15 protein-coding genes are annotated in these 18,369 nt (G+C 52.9%); 5 read left to right on the forward strand and 10 right to left on the reverse strand.

What is annotated here, in order from left to right; translation table 11 throughout:
• Nucleotides 1-6 precede the first annotated feature (6 nt).
• The 7 genes from ABDW36_RS12420 to ABDW36_RS12450 form a co-directional block, all read right to left on the reverse strand.
• A complete protein-coding gene (locus tag ABDW36_RS12420; protein ID WP_343702223.1) occupies nucleotides 7-3,531 on the reverse strand; it encodes a SusC/RagA family TonB-linked outer membrane protein in 3,525 nt (1,174 codons plus the stop codon).
• A 223-nt stretch (nucleotides 3,532-3,754) separates the two neighbouring features.
• Nucleotides 3,755-4,681 carry a FecR domain-containing protein gene (locus ABDW36_RS12425; protein ID WP_343702224.1) on the reverse strand — a complete coding sequence of 309 codons (927 nt, stop codon included), beginning with the start codon at nucleotides 4,679-4,681 and terminating at the stop codon, nucleotides 3,755-3,757.
• An 81-nt stretch (nucleotides 4,682-4,762) separates the two neighbouring features.
• Nucleotides 4,763-5,347: an RNA polymerase sigma-70 factor gene (locus ABDW36_RS12430; RefSeq protein ID WP_343702225.1), complete on the reverse strand. Its 585-nt coding sequence runs from the start codon at nucleotides 5,345-5,347 to the stop codon at nucleotides 4,763-4,765.
• Between the two features lie 125 nt (nucleotides 5,348-5,472).
• Nucleotides 5,473-5,967 (reverse strand): FKBP-type peptidyl-prolyl cis-trans isomerase, encoded by a 495-nt coding sequence (locus tag ABDW36_RS12435; RefSeq protein ID WP_343702226.1) that lies wholly within the window; start codon nucleotides 5,965-5,967, stop codon nucleotides 5,473-5,475.
• A gap of 12 nt (nucleotides 5,968-5,979) precedes the next feature.
• A complete protein-coding gene (locus ABDW36_RS12440) occupies nucleotides 5,980-6,492 on the reverse strand; it encodes an FKBP-type peptidyl-prolyl cis-trans isomerase (RefSeq protein ID WP_343702227.1) in 513 nt (170 codons plus the stop codon).
• 128 nt (nucleotides 6,493-6,620) lie between these two features.
• Entirely contained in the window at nucleotides 6,621-8,255 is a 1,635-nt protein-coding gene (gene groL / locus ABDW36_RS12445; RefSeq protein WP_343702228.1) for a chaperonin GroEL, read from the reverse strand.
• A 46-nt stretch (nucleotides 8,256-8,301) separates the two neighbouring features.
• Nucleotides 8,302-8,583 carry a co-chaperone GroES gene (locus tag ABDW36_RS12450; protein ID WP_119079287.1) on the reverse strand — a complete coding sequence of 94 codons (282 nt, stop codon included), beginning with the start codon at nucleotides 8,581-8,583 and terminating at the stop codon, nucleotides 8,302-8,304.
• Nucleotides 8,584-8,890: 307 nt separating this feature from the next.
• Between ABDW36_RS12450 and nusB the strand changes: the two genes are divergently transcribed.
• The 4 genes from nusB (at nucleotide 8,891) to coaE (ending at nucleotide 11,421) form a co-directional block, all read left to right on the forward strand.
• Nucleotides 8,891-9,787, forward strand: a complete 897-nt coding sequence (gene nusB, locus ABDW36_RS12455) for a transcription antitermination factor NusB (RefSeq protein WP_343702229.1) — start codon at nucleotides 8,891-8,893, stop codon at nucleotides 9,785-9,787.
• Nucleotides 9,788-9,799: 12 nt separating this feature from the next.
• A complete protein-coding gene (locus ABDW36_RS12460) occupies nucleotides 9,800-10,237 on the forward strand; it encodes a DUF1573 domain-containing protein (RefSeq protein ID WP_343702230.1) in 438 nt (145 codons plus the stop codon).
• Between the two features lie 36 nt (nucleotides 10,238-10,273).
• A complete protein-coding gene (gene yajC, locus ABDW36_RS12465; RefSeq protein ID WP_343702231.1) occupies nucleotides 10,274-10,624 on the forward strand; it encodes a preprotein translocase subunit YajC in 351 nt (116 codons plus the stop codon).
• A 191-nt stretch (nucleotides 10,625-10,815) separates the two neighbouring features.
• On the forward strand, nucleotides 10,816-11,421 hold the full coding sequence (coaE, locus tag ABDW36_RS12470; RefSeq protein ID WP_343702232.1) for a dephospho-CoA kinase: 606 nt from the start codon (nucleotides 10,816-10,818) through the stop codon (nucleotides 11,419-11,421).
• A gap of 7 nt (nucleotides 11,422-11,428) precedes the next feature.
• Here the strand turns inward: coaE and ABDW36_RS12475 are convergent, their stop codons facing one another.
• From ABDW36_RS12475 to ABDW36_RS12485, 3 genes are all read right to left on the reverse strand, one after another.
• On the reverse strand, nucleotides 11,429-12,619 hold the full coding sequence (locus tag ABDW36_RS12475; RefSeq protein WP_343702233.1) for a pyridoxal phosphate-dependent aminotransferase: 1,191 nt from the start codon (nucleotides 12,617-12,619) through the stop codon (nucleotides 11,429-11,431).
• Nucleotides 12,620-12,896: 277 nt separating this feature from the next.
• A complete protein-coding gene (locus ABDW36_RS12480) occupies nucleotides 12,897-13,604 on the reverse strand; it encodes a hypothetical protein (RefSeq protein ID WP_343702234.1) in 708 nt (235 codons plus the stop codon).
• Nucleotides 13,605-13,635: 31 nt separating this feature from the next.
• The gene (locus ABDW36_RS12485) at nucleotides 13,636-14,832 is read right to left on the reverse strand and encodes a serine hydrolase (RefSeq protein WP_343702235.1); all 1,197 of its coding nucleotides are present in this window, start codon (nucleotides 14,830-14,832) and stop codon (nucleotides 13,636-13,638) included.
• Between the two features lie 228 nt (nucleotides 14,833-15,060).
• On the opposite strand from ABDW36_RS12485, the gene secDF reads away from it, so the two are divergent.
• Nucleotides 15,061-18,216 carry a protein translocase subunit SecDF gene (secDF, locus tag ABDW36_RS12490; protein ID WP_343702236.1) on the forward strand — a complete coding sequence of 1,052 codons (3,156 nt, stop codon included), beginning with the start codon at nucleotides 15,061-15,063 and terminating at the stop codon, nucleotides 18,214-18,216.
• Nucleotides 18,217-18,369 lie beyond the last annotated feature (153 nt).

Below are 18,369 nucleotides of genomic sequence, written 5' to 3' on the forward strand. Positions count from 1 at the left end.
GTAGTTTTAGAAGTTGACAGTAAGGTTTGCGCCAAATGAACGGACAGTGTTGGACTGGCCTGACTCAAACCAGCTGATGCCCTGGCTGCCGCTGGACAGCTCCGTGGGGTCAAGCCCCTTGGGCGCTTTCTGCCACAGCATAGCGGGGTTGCGGGCAATGAGGGCAATGTTGATGCGGGAGAAAGGCAGCTTGCCCAGGCTCGCTTTATCCAGCGTATAACCCAGCCGCACTTCACGCAGCTTGATGTAATCCGCATCATACAGCCATTCTTCGTATACATGGGTGCCCAGTATATTGCGGTAGTAGTTGCGGGCTTCCACGTAGGCGGTTACCGGTTGTTTGTTCACGGAAGAAATACCGGTCACCTTTACGCCGCCGCCGTCTGCCACAGGGTCTCGCACGTTCTTGCCGTTCTCGTTGACGGCAGCGGTTATGGCGGCCATGCCTGTTTTAACGGCCAGCATCTGGGAGCGGCTGAAGAACATGCCGCCAAACTGGTAGTCTATCATCACGCCCAGGTCAAACTTGCCGAACTGGAACATGTTCTGGAAGCCGCCGGTTACATCGGGCAGCACGCTGCCGAAGTTGTGTGTTTCAGACGTGTAGAGGGGCAGGTTATTGGCGCCCAGCAATATTTGCCCGGTAGCGGAATCACGCTGGTAGGCCTTGCCGATGAGGCTGCCGAAGGGCTGCCCTTTGTAAGCGTTCAGGTAAGACGTTACGCCGCTGTAAGTGGTGGAATACAGCGGGTATACATCCTGCCCGGGGCCCAGCTCCACTACCATGCTGCGGTTCCTGTTCAGGTTGAAAATGGTGTTCCAGGTAAAGTTGTTAGTACGTATGGGCGTTGCCGTTAGTGTAACCTCTATCCCTTTGTTCTCTATGAGCCCCGCATTGATGGTAGTGCGGGAATAGCCGCTGGTGCCTGAGAGGCCGAGGGGAATGATCTGGTTCTTGTTTTTCTGCATGTAATAGGTGAACTCCGCGCCCAACCTGCCGTCAAAGAACTTCAGGTCTATACCGGCCTCATAGGAGTGGGCAAAGGAGGGCTTGATCTCCTGGTTCACGAGGTCATCCAGCACAAAAAGAGAATTTGTTTGCGTGTTGCCGTCTTTATAAAACCCGCCCACGCCGTAGTTGAGAGATGTTTCGTACACGCCCAGGTCAGAGCCGGCCTGTGCATAGCTGAGGCGCAGCTTGCCGTAAGAGAGCGGTTTCCATTTCATTACTTCGCTGAAAATAAAGCTGCCTGAAACGGAGGGGTACCAGTAGGAGTTGTTTTCCGGCGGAAGGGCGGAAGAGTTGTCGTTGCGTAAAGACGCGTCAACAAAATAGGTGTTCTTATACCCGAATGAGGCCATGCCATAGCCGCTCCTGATCTGCTTGCGCAAGAGGTAGGAGTTGAGCACGGGCCTGTCTATGGAGGCGGCGAGGTTGTAGTAACCGGGACTGGAAAGCCCGCCCTGGGTGGCGCCGCTCACAAAGGTATAGTGGCGGCTGTAGATGTTGCCGCCCAGGTTGGCGTTGAATGAAAAATCGTCCCAGTTCTTGTTGTACTGCGCCAGGAACTCGTAGTTCATTTCCCGGTTCTGGTACTTGGCCGTGGCGTACTGCGGTACGCGCCGGCCGCCGTAGGCAATGCGGCTTTCGATGTTCTGGGTATACATATCGCCACGTACAAATCCGCTCAGTTTCAGTTCCGGCAATATCTTCCAGGTGAGGCCCACGTCTCCGAAGAAGCGGTCCCGGCTGTCATTACTGGTATTTTCAAACGCGTCAAAATAGGGGTTGTCCCAGTAGAGCGCGCTTAAATCTGTCAGCACGCCGCTGCTGCCGGAGGCGGGCGGGTCCAGGTTCCAGTGTTTGACGGTACCGTCTGCATATTTGTAGTCGCGCATGCGCTTCATATCCAGGTTGCGCTGGAACCATTGCACAATATAGCGGGCGCCCCATTCAGAGCCCTGGGAGGGCCGCTGGGCGTTGTTGTTGGCGTAGTTGATGTTGGTGGCCACCGTCCATTTGGGCGAGAGGTCCAGCGCGGCGCTTACGCCCAGGTTGTTCCTTTTCAGCCAGGTATTGGGTTCTATGCCGCCAATGCTGGTATTGTTATAGCTGACGCGGAAGGTGGAGTTTTCGCCGCCGCCGGCCACGGTAATGCCGTTGTTGAAGTTATGCCCGGTCTGGTAAAAGTCTTTGATGTTGTCGGGATGGGGTACAAAGGGTGTTTCCTTGCCGTACTCAGGGTCTTGCGGGTAAAAGCTGAACACCTGGCGCACGGGCGTGCCGTCCATTTTAGGGCCCCAGCTTTCATCGTAGTCCAGCTGCACAAATTTCTGGCCGTTGGAAAGCGTGCGCCATACCTGGGTAGAACCGGCCCCGTAGAGGTTTTGCAGCTCCATAAAATTGCCGGCCTTTTCAACGGAGTAGGCGCTGTTAAGCTGTACGTCTACTTTTTTGGCGCCGCGTTTGCCTTTTTTGGTGGTGATCATGATCACCCCGTATTGCCCGCGGATGCCGTAGAGGGCGGAGGCGGCGGGGCCTTTGAGCACGTTGATGGTCTCAATGTCTTCCGGGTTCACGTCTTGCCCCAGGTTGCCGAAGTCTGCCCGGTCGCTGCCGGCAAAGTTGGCGTTTGAAATGGGAGTGCCGTCTACCACTATCAGGGGCTGGTCTCCCCCGGCAATGGAATTGACGCCGCGTATCTTTATTTTCTGGGTGCCGCCCATGCTGGAGCCGGAGGAGCCTACCACCTGTACCCCGGCTATTTTGCCGGCCAGGGAGCCCAGCACGTTCTGTTCTTTGGTGAGGGTGAGGTTGCGGCCGTCTACCTGTTGCGTGGCGTAACCAAGGGAGCGCTGGTTGCGGTTGATGCCCAGGGCGGTTACCACCACTTCGCTAAGGTCTTTGCCGCCTTCCGCCAGCTCAAAGTTGAGGGTGGCGGTGGCATTGTTCTGTATTTCAACGGTCTGTACCATCGTGGCAAAGCCTACTGCGGAGGCCTGCAGCTGGTGGCTGCCGGCTGTGAGGCCGGTGAGGGTAAACTCCCCGTCTGCGTTGGCTACCGTGCCTTTGGTGGTGCCTGCCACGGTAATGGTGGCAAAGGGAACGGGAGCGCCGGTACGGTCTCTTACCACGCCTTTTACGCCGCCTTCATATACCGCCGCGCCGCTGAAGCCGGGCGCCGGGCGCGGGGCGGCAGCGGGAGAGGGGGCGCTGCTGAAGGTCTTTTTGATAATAATGTTGGTTTCTACCTGCTCATACCGCAGGTCTGTAGACCGCAGCAGGTCATCCAGCACCATGGCCAGCGGTTTCTCCACCGCCTGGTAGGTGATGTTGGCGTAAGCGGCCACGTCTGCCGTTTTATATGTAAACGACAATTTGCCGATGTTCTCTATTTTGCGGAGGGCCTGCTTCAGGCTGGCGTTCTTAAGCTCTATGGACACGGGTTTGCGAAGGTCCTGGCCGGTCCCGTTTGCGGCCATTAAAAGCCCGTTGATCGTTAGCAATGCGGCCAGAATGGATATTCTCATAAATAACCGTTTGGTTTTGCAGCATAGCAGCGGATAGCCATGCAGTTTTGCATACAAATTCATAGCTTTGATAAGTTTTAATGATTCTGAAACAGGGATTATTAATTACAAACAGAGCCGCAACCTGCTGCAACAGGAAGCGGCTCTTTCACAACCCTTTATCCGTAAGCGGATTTTCGGTATGTATTCATAAAAAAGATTTTGGTTGAAGGTTCGATTGCTACTATTGAATAATGTATATGCCTTCCTGCCGGAGCAGGTGCTTGTCTGTTAACCTGCAAAGCACTTCCAGCGCTTTTTCCGCACCCACGTCCCGACGGAAGGAGGTGGATATCTTGATCTGTTCCATGCCGGGCTCCGTGATCCGGATGTTCACATTGTACACCCTTTCCAGGTCTTTCACAATATCTTCCAGGGTTTCATTGTCATAAGCCAGGTTGCCCAGTTTCCAGGGGGCGGCTTCGGTAATGGCCGTTTTCACGGCGGCGGGGGCGGTTGCTTCGGCCTGGTCCACTTTCAGCCGTTGCCCGCCGGTGAGGGTGGCGGCCTGTTTGCCGTAATTCACGCTTACTTTTCCCCTGTTCACAGACACAATAATGTTTTTCAGGCCCGGGTACGCCTTGATGTTGAAAGCCGTGCCCAGCACGGTGGTAGACACGCTGCCGGTATGTATCACAAAGGGCGCCTGCTCTGCACGCCGCACGTCAAAATAGGCCTCGCCGGAGAGGTACACCTCCCGCTTGCTGCCGCTGAACTGCGCCGGGTACTCCAGCGTGCTGGCGGCGTTGAGCCATACCTGCGTACTATCCGGCAGCAGCAGGTATTTAAATTCCGACCGGGCGGTATGGTTGCGGGTGAGCTGCGGCCCGGGTTCCCACCAGAGCGCTACGCCCACCAGCAGCACCGCGGCGGCAGCCATGGCCCAGCGCAGGCCGCGCTTCGTTTTGCGCAGTACCAGCGCGCCGTTGCCGTCTACATAGGGCGGGGCGGCGGGCTCCTGCCCGGCTGCGGCGTACAGCTCCTGTATCATGCCGCGGAGGGCGGCGTCATCCGCAGACTGGCGTACATATGCAAAGAACTCTTCGTACTCCTTCCTGGAGCATTTGCCGGTAGTATACTGCCGGAACAGGTATTTGATCCGCTCTTCCATTTCGGGGTGCTTGTATTGGTGTACGTGGATTAGAAAAGTTGTAACCTTCAAAAGGGGAGACGAAGCAAAAAGGAGATGTTCCTATTCGCCGGCAAAATATTTCAGAAAAAAGAGGGAAAGGGGGCCGGAAGTTTTGAGAATGAAGCTCCGGATAGACTGGAGGGCGGTAGAGAGCTGGTTTTTGACGGTATGCCGGGAAATTTGCAGCTCTTCCGCTATCTGCTGGTAGTTAAGGCCTTTTTCCCGGTTGAGCTGGTAAATGAGCCGGCGCTGAGGCGGGAGGTGGGCAATGGCCTTTTGCAGCATATGGTGGTACTCCCGGGTGGTTACCAGGCTTTCCGTGGCCTGGGCGTTGGGGGAAATGGAATGCCAGATGGCCTCCCGCAGGCGCTCGTCTGCCGCGGCCTTGCGCAGGAAATCGATCACCTTGTTCTCCGTGAGCCGGTACAGCCAGGCTTCCATATTGTCAATGTCACCAAGCTGGGCGCGTTGCTCCCAGAGTTTCATGAACACTTCCTGTATCACGTCTCCGGCAAAAAGGTCTGATCTGGTGAGTTTATGGGCCAGGGCGTACAAACGGCTTTCGTGCTGCCTGAAGATGTCTACAAAGAGCTGTTCAAGCGCTTTTTCGCTATTGGCGGTAATATGTTGGGTACGCTCTCTCATTTTTTGGTTGACGTCAGCATAAATCGTTTCGGGGCAATTTAAAAATAACCAAAAAAAACATCTTTGCCGCATAAAAAATGCCCGCCTTTTTGGAAGACGGGCATTTTTTTAAATAATATCAGCGGTCAATAATAAAAGTTATGCAGGGTGATCTCGAAAACCAGCACGGAGTTGGGCGGTATGCTGCCCATGTTCGCGTTCTTATAGCCCAGGCCGGAGGGTACGATCAGCTGCACCTTGCCGCCTTTGGAGATCTTGCGCAGGCCTATTTTCCAGCCGTCTATCAGGTTTTCCAGGCGGTAGTCTCCCAGTGTGGTCTTTTCTCCCGCGTCAAACTGGGTGCCGTTCAGCAGGGTGCCTACGTAGGTGATGTTCATACGGTCGTCCAGCGCAATGGTATCTCCGGGTGTGCCATGCTGCAGTATCTTGTAGTGCAGCCCGCTGGCGTCGTCTTTCAGCATGCCGGTAATGCTGTTTTTGGTGATGTACTCCTGTATCAGCTGTTCATCAATGATAGCCTGCTGCACCGGGTCGTACGGCGGCGGGTTGTCTTTTTTCTTGCAGGCCGCAAATATGGAAATGGCCAGGAGGCTTAACAGCCAGAAGTAGTGTCTCTTCATATGCAGTTTGAATTATTTAATGTCCACAAGGGTTACGTCACAAATCAGGATGGCATTGGGCGGGATGATGTTCTGCACGCCCTGCGGGCCAAAGGCCAGGGCGGACGGGATGTACATGATAATTCTGCCGCCTTTGGTGATCTGGGGCAGGCCTATCTGCCAGCCGGCAATATGGTCTTTGAGCTTGCGCCCGTCAAAGGAGGTGGGCAGGTCAAGGGATGATTCTATCAGCCTTTCGGTGGCCAGGAGGTAGCGCTTGAAGATCACTACCGGCACGTTCTCGCGGTTAATGGAATCACGGCCGTTGCCCTCCTTCATGATCTTGTAACACATACCGCTGGGGTGTATGACCAGGCCGGAATCCAGCTGTTTGGCGCGGAGGTACTGGCGGATGATGGCATTATCCTGGTAAATGGACTCTACCGGGTTATCTAAAGGCCCTTCGCTCTGGTCCTTCATGCAGGAAGAGAATACCACGGTGGTACAGGCAGTCAGCAGTAAACAATATAGCAGTCTCTTTATCATTTTGTTGCCGGAATCACAAAAGTTCGTCAAAAATACAACAGTTAAACGGCCGGGAGGGAAATAATGTTACAAAAAATCCCGCCCGGGAGTGCCGGGCGGGACGGGAATATCGGATAACCGGTGGTGGATTAGTAGTCCATGCCCATACCGTGGCCGCCCGGCATAGCGGGAGCAGCGGATTTGGGTTCCGGTTTATCTGCAATCACGCACTCGGTGGTCAGCAGCATACCGGCAATGGATGCAGCGTTTTCCAGGGCAATGCGTGTTACTTTGGTCGGGTCAATTACACCGGCGGCCAGCATGTTCTCGTAAGTTTCGGTGCGGGCGTTGAAACCGTAGTCGGCTTTGCCTTCCTTCACTTTCTGAACAACGATGGAACCTTCGATGCCTGCGTTTTCGGTGATCTGGCGCAGCGGCTCTTCGATAGCGCGTTTTACGATAGCGATACCGGTCTGCTCGTCTTCGTTCTCGCCTTTCAGTTTTTCCAGGCTTTCGATAGCGCGGATGAAGGCTACACCGCCACCGGCAACAATACCTTCTTCAACGGCAGCGCGGGTAGCGTGCAGGGCATCGTCTACGCGGTCTTTCTTTTCTTTCATTTCCACTTCAGTAGCAGCACCAACGTACAGTACGGCAACACCGCCGCTCAGTTTGGCCAGGCGCTCCTGGAGTTTCTCACGGTCGTAGTCGGAAGTGGTCACTTCGATCTGTGACTTGATCTGGCCGATGCGGGACTGGATGTCTTCTTTCGCGCCCTGACCGCCTACGATGGTGGTATTGTCTTTATCAATGGTCACTGATTCTGCACGGCCCAGGTAAGTAAGGTCTGCATTTTCCAGTTTGAAACCTTGTTCTTCGCTGATCACTACGCCTGCGGTGAGGGTAGCAATGTCCTGCAGCATTTCCTTCCTTCTGTCTCCAAAGCCGGGGGCTTTCACAGCGGCAATTTTCAGGGTGCCGCGCAGTTTGTTCACTACCAGGGTAGCCAGTGCTTCACCTTCCAGGTCTTCAGCAATGATCAGGAGGGGTGCGCCCTGCTGGGCTACTTTTTCCAGGATGTGCAGGATGTCCTTCATGGTGCTGATCTTTTTGTCGTAGATCAGGATGTAGGGGTTCTGCAGCTCAGCCTGCATTTTTTCGCTGTTGGTGATGAAGTAGGGGGAGAGGTAACCGCGGTCGAACTGCATACCTTCTACCACTTCTACTGTGGTTTCGGTGCCTTTGGCTTCTTCTACGGTGATTACGCCGTCTTTGGTCACTTTCTGCATGGCTTCAGCGATCAGTTTACCGATCTCGGCGTCGTTATTGGCGGAGATAGCGGCCACCTGTTCAATTTTCTTGGTGTCGCTGCCTACTTTTTCGGATTGTTTCTGCAGGTTCTCCACAACGGCTTTCACCGCTTTGTCGATACCGCGTTTCAGGTCCATCGGGTTAGCGCCGGCGGCCACGTTCTTAAGGCCTTCGCCGATGATGGACTGGGCCAGCACGGTGGCGGTGGTAGTACCGTCACCTGCAATGTCTGCGGTTTTGGAGGCTACTTCTTTCACCATTTGTGCGCCCATGTTCTCGATGGGGTCTTCCAGTTCAATTTCTTTCGCTACACTCACACCGTCTTTTGTTACGCCGGGGGCGCCGAATTTCTTTTCGATCACCACGTTGCGGCCTTTGGGGCCCAGGGTCACTTTCACAGCGTTAGCCAGGGTGTCTACGCCCTTTTTCATTTTATTGCGGGCGTCGGTATTGAAGAATATTTGCTTTGCCATAGTACTTAGTTTTTCTTTGGTCGTTTTGAGAAAAGGTGGGTGAGGCTTAGAGTACAGCCAGAATGTCTGATTCGCGCATGATCAGGTAATCGTCTCCTTCCAGGCTGATTTCGGTGCCGGAGTATTTGCCATACAATACGGTATCGCCTACTTTCACGCTAACGGGTTCGTCTTTTTTACCAGGGCCAGCCGCTACTACGGTGCCGCGTTGAGGTTTTTCCTTAGCCGTGTCCGGGATGATGATGCCGCCTGCGGTTTTTTCTTCTGCTGCTGCGGGTTTTACGATCACCCTGTCTGCGAGAGGTTTAATACTTAATTGTTTTGCCATTGTCAATCTATTTTTAAAGACTTGTTTATAAGGAGATAATTTGACGGAATTTCCCTTTACGAAGATTATGCCAACCGGCTATTCGGGTCAAATTTTCAGGAACCAAAGATAATCAAATTGGTGAGGGACTGCCAAGAAATGCCATTTTTTCATTTTTGCCTGTCAAAAGCCCTGTTCATGGCAGTTTTATTGCCGGCCGGGGAGCGGCAGGGGAAGTATTTTTTTAAAAGTCCCTGTAAAACAGTAAATTTGCCGCCATTTTCCTAAGCGTACAATGATCAGTAGAAGAAACATCCGGGTAAAAGTTATGCAAACGCTGTATGCCATGGACACCATGGAGCAGGGCGCCGTGAAACCGGGCACTGCCACAAGTTTGCTGAATGAGAAATTGGACCAGACCTGCCAGATTTTCACTTATTTGCTGTATACCATAGCCCGAGTGGCCCAGTATGCGGAAACAGACGCACAGGCCAGGGCCTCCAAGCACCTGCCCAGCGCGGAAGACCTGTCTGTCAACACCAAAATTGCCGGGAACGACTTTGTGTTCCAGGTATTGGGAGACAAGGGGTTCCAGGTGAACCTGGATACCTGGAAGCTGCGGCGGTTTGAAGATGCGGAGCTGATACGCAAGCTGTATAACCAGCTGACAGACAGTGAGGTATATAAGAACTACATTGCAGCGCCTTCCCGGGAAAAAGCTTCCGAAAAACAGATTGTTGAATATATTTACAAGGAAGTGCTTGACAAGAGCGAGCTGTTCCGCCAGCATATGGAAGACAGCTTCCTGCACTGGGGGGACGATGAGGAGATGATGGGCATACTGGTAGGCAACTACCTCTCCAAGCCCCAGCTGTTCAACTTCCTGCAGCTCATCAGCCGTGAAAAGCTGGAGTACGCGAGGGAACTGCTCAGCACCGCCATCAACAAGAAGGAGTACTGCCTGGAGCTGATCAAACCCAAGCTGCAGAACTGGGACCCGGAGCGGATTGCGGCGGTAGACATGCTGCTGATGGAAATGGGGGTGTGCGAGTTCCTGTATTTCCCCACTATTCCCACCAAAGTGACCATCAATGAGTATATTGACCTGGCCAAAGCTTACAGCACGCCGCAGAGCGGGCAGTTCGTGAACGGCATACTGGACAATATCCTGAAAGACCTGCAGCAGGCCAACCTGGTGCAGAAAGTAGACCGTACCAAAAAATAACGCATATTACGTATGAAACTATTCTTATACCCATTGGTAGCCGCCGGTTTGCTGCTGGCTGCCTGCAACGGCCAGGAGAGCGGCAAGCAGCCGGCATCTTCCACCAATGCCGGAGACACCGGCAAGGTGGCTGTTATGACGTTTGAGAAGCAGGTGCATGACTTTGGTAACGTTACGCAGGGCGAAGTGGTGGAATATTCGTTTAAATTTACCAACACCGGCAATAAAGACCTGCTGATACAAAAGGCGGAGGCCAGCTGCGGCTGCACCGTACCGGAATGGCCGAAAGAGCCCATCAAACCGGGGGAAAGCAGCTACATGAAGGTGAAATTCGACAGCAAGGGCCGGCCGGAAGGGTATACGGAGAAAGAACTGTTCATCCAGGCTAACACCAATCCGCCGCTGGTAACCGGTCCCAGAATTCAATGCGTGATCGTTGCAAAGAAATAGTAACTTTACAAGCTTCAAATCAACAAACTACATACGATGTACAACTTATTAAATGTTTTATTGATGACGCCGCCCCAGGGTGGTGGTCAGGGCGGTTTTGGCGGCATGGGCTCCCTGCTGTTCTTCGGTGGTATGATCCTGGTGATGTGGCTGTTCATGATCCGTCCCCAAACCAAAAAAGCCAAACAGCAGAAGCAGTTTATCGACAACCTGAAAGAAGGAGATAAAGTGGTGACCATTGCAGGCATCCACGGCAAAGTAAAAAAGATCAACGATAACAATACTTTGCAGCTGGAAGTGAGCGCCGGTACCTATTTCACCATTGAGCGCTCTGCGGTAAGCATGGAGTATACCTCTGCGCTGAACAAAGCTGCTGAAACCAAGTAAGCCGTTTTAAACTGACTGAATAAAAAAAAGCGTTCCGGTTTTCCGGAGCGCTTTTTTTGTGACCTCCCGTTAATATTTTCCGTTTTGCGCAGCATTTTTTCTGATCGCGCTGTAACAGTTTCCCCATCTGTGAGAACTTAGCAAAAACGAATACGTTTTTATTTTCTATATTTAGTTTTTTAACGTTAGACATGCTTATTATTGGTATCACAGGCGGCATTGGTTCGGGAAAAACCACTGTGGCCAAACTGTTTACTTTGCTTGGCATCCCTGTTTATTCGGCAGATGATGCCGCCAAAGAGATCATGACCAAAGATGCGCTGCTGGTACAGCAGATCAAAGACCACTTTGGCCCGGAGGCTTATTGTGCCGACGGCAGCCTGAACCGCAAGCACATAGCCGGCATTGTTTTTAATGACAAGGACCAGCTGGAAAAACTCAACGCTCTTGTACACCCCGCTACTATCCGGGATTCAAAGACCTGGGCGGAGCAGCAGACTGCGCCGTACGTGATCAAGGAAGCCGCGCTGATGTTCGAAACGGAATCATTCCATCATGTAGACAAGGTGATTATGGTATACGCCCCGCAGGCATTGCGCATACACCGCGTGATGCAGCGTGACGGTGTAGACAGGAACGCCGTGCTGGCACGCATGCACAAGCAGCTGGACGAGAAGATCAAGCTGAAGCTGGCGGACTATGTGATCTATAACGATGAGCAGCAGATGGTGATACCGCAGGTGCTGGCGCTGCATGAGCAATTGCTGGCGCTGGCCGGAACAACGCCCGGCCTTTAGCATCGTTTTATTGCAGCTTGCCCAGCCACTCCTTCATTCTTTTCATACCTTCTTCTATACGCGGCATACCGGTAGCGTAAGATATCCGTATGCACTCCGGCTGGCGGAAGGCTGCGCCTGATACCACGGTTACATTGGCCTTGTGCAGCAGGTACATGCAAAGATCGTCCGCATTGTTCACCGTTTCGCCGTCATAAGACTTGCCGAAAAAGGCGCTCACATTGGGGAACATATAAAAAGCCCCGTCAGGCTGGTTCACCTGCAGGCCGGGCATATTTTTCAGCGCATTGTAAATGAAAGCTCTGCGCTCGCGGAAAGCGGCCACCATTTCCAGGGCGGTGTCCAGCTCGCCGCGCAGGGCCGTAATGGCGCAGCGCTGGGTGATGGAACAGGTGGCGGAGGTGAACTGGCTTTGTACCATGTCTGCCGCTTTGGCTATTTCCAGCGGCGCGGCCAGGTAACCCAGGCGCCAGCCCGTCATGGCAAAACCTTTGCTCAGGCCGTTGATGATCACCGTCCGGTTTTTCAGGGTGCCCATGGAAGCAATGCTGGTATGCCCGCCTACGTAGTTGATGTATTCATAGATCTCATCGGAAATGATGAATACCTGCGGGTGTTTTTCAAACACTGCCGCCAGGCCTTCCAGTTCTTCCCGGGAGTATACGGAGCCCGTAGGGTTGCAGGGGGAAGAGAACATGAACAGCCGGGTTTTGGGCGTGATGGCGGCTTCCAGCTGCGCCGGCGTGATCTTGTAATTATTTTCAATGCCGCAGGTCACGAATTTTATCTCGCCCTGGCACAGCTTCACCAGCTCCGAATAGGTAACCCAGTAGGGGGTGGGGATGATCACCTCGTCTCCCGGGTTGACCAGGCTCAGTACGGCGTTGGCAATGCTTTGTTTGGCGCCGGTAGATACTACAATTTCTTCAGGACTGTAATCAAGCCCGTTGTCTCTTTTCAGTTTATAGGCCACGGCCTGCTTGAGGTCAAGATACCCCGCCACCGGCGTGTAGTGGGTATACCCCTCGTCAATCGCTTTTTTAGCGGCCTCCCGGATGTGGGCGGGCGTATCAAAGTCCGGCTCCCCGATGCTGAGGTCTACAATGTCTATTCCCTGTGCTTTCAGCTCGCGGCTGAGCTTTGCCATTCTGATGGTCTGCGGTACGGATATCCGTGTTAATCTTTCTGCTAACTGCATGCTTGATAGAGTTTTTTTTGGATTGACCGCGGCAAACCTACGAATTTTAATGCGATACTGGCACAGCCCCGGGTGGATGAGCAGACCCGCCTATATCCTTAATGATGGTATTATATTAACTACCCCCCTGACCGACCCTCAAGCGAACGTGAAGCGAAGGTGAAGCGAAGGAGAAGCGAAGGAGAGCAGTGTTAAAATAGTATTACTTTCAATGGGAAGGCCCGGCCAATTACCTGGCCGGGCCTTCCCGTTGAATATACTTGTATTACATCGTGAGTTAGTACCTGTAACCTACGATAGCAGGTTTCCTGTCTCCGGTATTACCTTCTTCGCCGGCGTAGAAGATGGAGTATACTCCGCCCGTAACACCAAGATCTACCGTTTTCCTGGTCAGTTCGGTACCGTCAGCTTTTTTTACGATGATCTCCGCGGAAGAAGACGGTTCTACTGCCATAAAGCTGTCATAATAACCACCCATAAAGTCTTCATACATGCGGCTGGAGCTGATCTTGGTCTCGCCAATCCAGAAATCGACCGGTTCTGAATCTGCCACCATGTTATAAAAGCGGATGTTGGCCTTGGAGGTAGAGAGGTCTGAAAAATCTTCCCGAATGGTGTGCATTTTAATGCCATGGGTTTGCGTACCATGAATAAAGAAGCTGACGAAACGGAGCGTATCCAGTGTAATATTGGTGCTGGTCAGCAGCGTATCTGAGCCAAGGCGTTTGATGTCGATCTTGGCCGGGCCCGGGTTAACGGCGCCGGCGGATTGCCTGGTAAATTCCAGTCCTTCACCTCTCAGCAGATCCGTGTTATCGCGCCAGAGTGTCACTTTGTAAGAAGGTGTTGCCAGGTTAGCAAAAAATGCATAACCATTAATGTCCGGCTGAACATTTGAATTGTTTTTCAAACAGGAAGTGAGGCCTGTTACTACGGCCACGGTCATCAGCACTGCGAGAATTCGGTTCTTGTTTGCTAGGATCATGCTCTCTTTTTTTATGAATTTAAATGTTGAGTTACTTCGGTTGTTGTTGCTTGTCATATGTTGCTTTATAACGTTGCAGATCTGGTTTATGCTTTTTCTTCCGCAGCAGCTCCAGCTCGTATATCATCCACCCCAGCTCTTTCAGGAATGGTTTGCCTGCTGATTCAAAGTCGTATTTATTATCGCCTATCACGCCGTCTTTATTGGCATACAGGGTGGCAGACAGCATAAATTCCACGCCTGTATCAAAATCCGCAAAATATGCCACGTCCGTCAAAAAGCCATACGCCCAGCCCGGTTTATTAAAAATACGCAGGCCGGGAGGAAGTTCCGTGGCCGCATCAGCGCCGCCCATCAGGTATTTCACGTAGTTGCGGTGAAATTCTGTTGTATCATATGCCGGGTGGCTGGTTTCCGTTGGCAGTTGTGACATATACCGGTATAAAAACCGGTAATCGTCTTCCTTTAAACGAAATGCCTGGCCGGATGTTACACTTTCCGGAAAAATTATGCTTCTCAGTACCTGGTGAAGGTCTTTGAGCAGCAGCCGGTTTTTGGCGGAAAAGTCGAACGGGCCCTCCACCAGCTGGTTATTGGCATAATGGGCGCGGCCCACAGTGTCGTGCCGGGGGGCAAATTCCAGCCGGCTGGTTACGTCCGGCTGGCGGTAAACAACCGTACCGTTCTGCTCAAAATGCACGGCGTTGGTGTGGCGGTTGGCCTCCTGCGGCAAAGCAATGTCAAGCCGGTGGCGGATTTGTGCGGCCGTATAGCCCTTTTCCCAGAGGCCGCGGTTAAACCCTTCCTGCCCCAGGAACTCGTACAGCCGGTTAAATGCGTCATTATCGCTGACCAGGAATATTTTTTTAATATAATGCGCCACGGAAGGCCGCCCGCCAGGCGCAGTGCTGTCTGCCGTTACCGCAGGGGTGATGCCGGCCAGGCTGTCTGTATACATGGGCGTAAATTTGTCCAGCCCCAGCCGGTCCATTTTTTCCAGCGCCAGCAGGGCGGCGGGCATTTTAACCGTAGAGGCGGGGTAGAAGTACTCTTCCGGGCGGCTGCGGTAGTAATAATCCGTGAAAACCGGGCGGTTGCGGGCATCCCGGTCTATCTGCGTGTAGATCACCTGCAGGCGGCATCCCTCCGGATCAGCCATAACAGGCCCCAGCCGGGCGGCATGGGCGTGGAGCAGGGAATCCAGCAGGCCTGGATTTTTTTTGTCCATTGCAACAGAATTTATGGTCCGGGATGTTTGGCAGTTCGCAAAAAAAACCAATATTGCACCTGCCATTAAAAAGCGTTGCATCATAGAAGGAATTTTTTAAGGCCAAAATCCTGCTCAAAACCAATCACATATTGGATTTTTAGTTGTTTTAAACCGGGCTTTAATATATCAATTTAAATTCTATCTTTGCAACTCTTAAAAAATTTATATTCATAATCCGTAAAGAAAATGCAACTAAAAGGACTGGTTAGATTTTTTGCTGTCGCACTGATCCTTATCTCTTTGTATCAATTGTCCTTCACGTTTGTGGTGCAGAACTATGAGAAAAAGACTAAGAGCAAGGCTGAAGAGTTTGTGGCCAAGCAATATCCCTCTGCCCAACAGAAGTACCCCGGTAACAAAGAGTTACAATCTTTCTACCAGGACACGCTGAACGACTTTGTGAAAGCAAGGATGGAAGAGTTACTGGACAGCGCCAGTGGCAAACAGATTGCCGGATTCCCCTGGTTTACCACCTATACCAAAGCAAAGGAAAAACAGCTGAACCTGGGCCTGGACCTCCAGGGCGGTATGAACGTTGTGCTGGAAGTGAGCGTGGAAGATGTGGTGCGCAACCTGGCCGGGCAATCCAAAGACCCTGCTTTCAACAAAGCCATTGAAAAAGCAAGAGAACGCAAGAAAAACAGCCAGTCTGATTTTGTTACGCTTTTCGGGGAGGCTTATAAAGAAGAAGCCCCTAACGGAAAACTCTCTACCATTTTTGCGAGCGCTTCCCAGAAAGACATCACCTTCAATTCCTCCAACGAGCAGGTGCTGACGGTGATCCGCAATGAAGCGAGGGCCGCCATCAGGAATACTTACAAGGTACTGCAGAACCGTATTGACAAATTCGGGGTAGCGTCTCCCTCCATCAACCTGGACGAGAACCGCGGCATCATTTCCGTGGAACTGGCCGGTGTAGACGACGCAGAACGTGTACGCAAGTACCTGCAGGCCAGCGCCAACCTGGAGTTCCGCGAAACCTACAAAAGCAGCGAAGAATTTTATGTAACGGTGCTGCAGCCCATGAACGAGGCTATCAAAGCTGCGCAGGGCAACGCACCGAAAGCAGATACCACTCAAAAGAAAGACAGCGCCGCCACGGCCGCCGCAGCACCCGCTGCCGCAGACTCTACGGCCAGCCTGAGCAGCCTGCTGGCTAAAGATTCCGGTAAAGGCACCCTGGCCGCCGCCGGTGATTCCGCCAAGCTGCTGGAAGCACAGGCTGCCCGGGAAAACCCGCTGTTCACCATCTTCATGCCCAACGCCACCCAGCAGGGCATTGTACCCAGCTCCACGCTTGGTTACATGGCCCCCAGGGACACCGCCACTTTCCGCAAATACCTGGAAATGCCGGCCGTCAAAGCCGTTATGCCGAAAGACCTGGTGTTTGTATACGGCCCCTCCAACAAGGAAGACCGCAACCAGCCCCTGCAGGTATATGGTATCAAGGTGAACCCTGCCAACCCGAAAGCCCGCATCACCGGTGAAAGGGTGGTAAGGGCCAAGGCCGACTTCGGGCAAGACAACCAGGTGGAAGTATCCATGAGCATGGACCCCACCGGTACGCGTGACTGGAGGAACCTGACCCGCGCGCTGAAACCCACCAACCCCAATGACCCGCGTACCTTCAACTACGTGGCCATTGTGCTGGACAACGTGGTATACACCGCCCCCTCCATCAACACCGAAATTCCCAACGGCAACTCCTCCATCAGCGGTAACTTCACCACTGAAGAGGCAGATGACCTTGCCAATATCCTGATGTCAGGCAGAATGCCCGCCCCCGCCAAAATTGTGCAGGAGCAGGTAGTAGGGCCTACCCTGGGGCAAGAGTCTATCGAAGCCGGTGCAAAATCTTTCATCATCTCTTTCGCGGTGATCTTCATCCTGATGCTGGTGTACTTCAACACCGGCGGCTGGGTGGCCAACATTGCGCTGATCCTCAACCTGCTGTTTACCGTAGGCATCCTGGCTTCCCTGGGCGCTACGCTTACCATGCCCGGTATTGCCGGCCTGGTGCTCACCATCGGTATGGCAGTGGATACGAACGTAATTATATTTGAAAGGATCAAGGATGAGCTGAGCCGCGGTAAAACCTACCAGCAGGCCGTGGAAGACGGCTACAGGCGCTCCTACGCGCCCGTGCTGGACGGTCACATCACCTCCCTGCTCACCGCCTGCATCCTGTTCTACTTCGGCCTCGGCCCCGTACTGGGCTTTGCCACTACCCAGATCATAGGCCTGTTGCTCTCCCTGTTCTGCGGTATCCTGGTATCCCGCATGATCACTGACTGGTGGACCAACAAAAAACGCCACCTGGAGTACTTCACGCCGCTGAGCCGCCGTATTTTCAAACATGCCAACTACGACTTTGTAGGCATGCGCAAATACACCTATATTATCTCCGCCATTGTACTGGTGCTGGGTATCGGTTCTTTCTTCAACGGCTTTGACCGTGGAGTAGACTTCAGCGGCGGCCGCAGCTACACCGTGCGTTTTGACAAACCGGTAAACCGCGAAGCCGTGCATGAAGCGCTGAACAAGGAGTTTGAATCAGAAACCTTTGTAAAGACCATCGGTGACAATAACCAGCTGAACATCACTACTTCTTATAAAGTAGAAGAAAATACAGACGAAGCAGCGGCAGAAGTGCTGGGCAAACTGCATAAAGGGCTGAAACCCTTCTACGGCGGTGATGTTGACCAGCAGGCTTTCGTAAGCAGGTTCCTGGTAGGCTCGCAAACGGTGGCGCCCACCATTTCTGACGACCTTCGGCAGGGCGCTATCAAAGCCACCATCCTGTCACTGCTGGTAGTGTTCCTGTACATTTTGCTGCGCTTCAACAAATGGCAGTACTCTATCGGTACCATTTTCTCCCTGCTGCATGACGTACTGGTAACACTGGCCGTGTTCTCGTTCTGCCGCAACTGGGTGCCGTTTGCGCTGGAAATTGACCAGCACTTCATTGCGGCCATCCTGACGGTGATCGGTTTCTCCATGAACGATACGGTGATCGTATTTGACAGGATCCGCGAGAACTTCCGCCTCACCAAGAATACCGATACCAAGTTTGTGATCAACCGCGCTATCAACGAAACGCTGAGCCGTACCATCATGACCTCCGTAACGGTGTTCCTCACCATTCTCATCCTCTTCATCTTCGGCGGTGAAGTAACCCGCGGCTTTGCGTTCGCCATGCTGATCGGTGTACTGACCGGCGCCTACTCTTCCATTTTTGTAGCGGCCCCCATCCTGGTGGACTTCGACAAAAAGAACACGCTTTCACAGGAAAAAGAGGCCGTGAAGATCGAGAAGGCCCCGCCTTTAGTGAGAGGGAAATAATCAGATCACAGCTTTGTAAAATAGAAGGGCCGCCTTGCAAAAGGCGGCCCTTTTTTATGGGATATCTTCATCCGCCCCATACCTGAACAGGCCTCTTCACCGATGCCCATAAAAAAAGCCCTCCCGCGTACGGAAGGGCTTTTCCAAAAGATT

This window comes from Chitinophaga sp., assembly GCF_039596455.1.
Taxonomy (GTDB): Bacteria; Bacteroidota; Bacteroidia; order Chitinophagales; family Chitinophagaceae; genus Chitinophaga.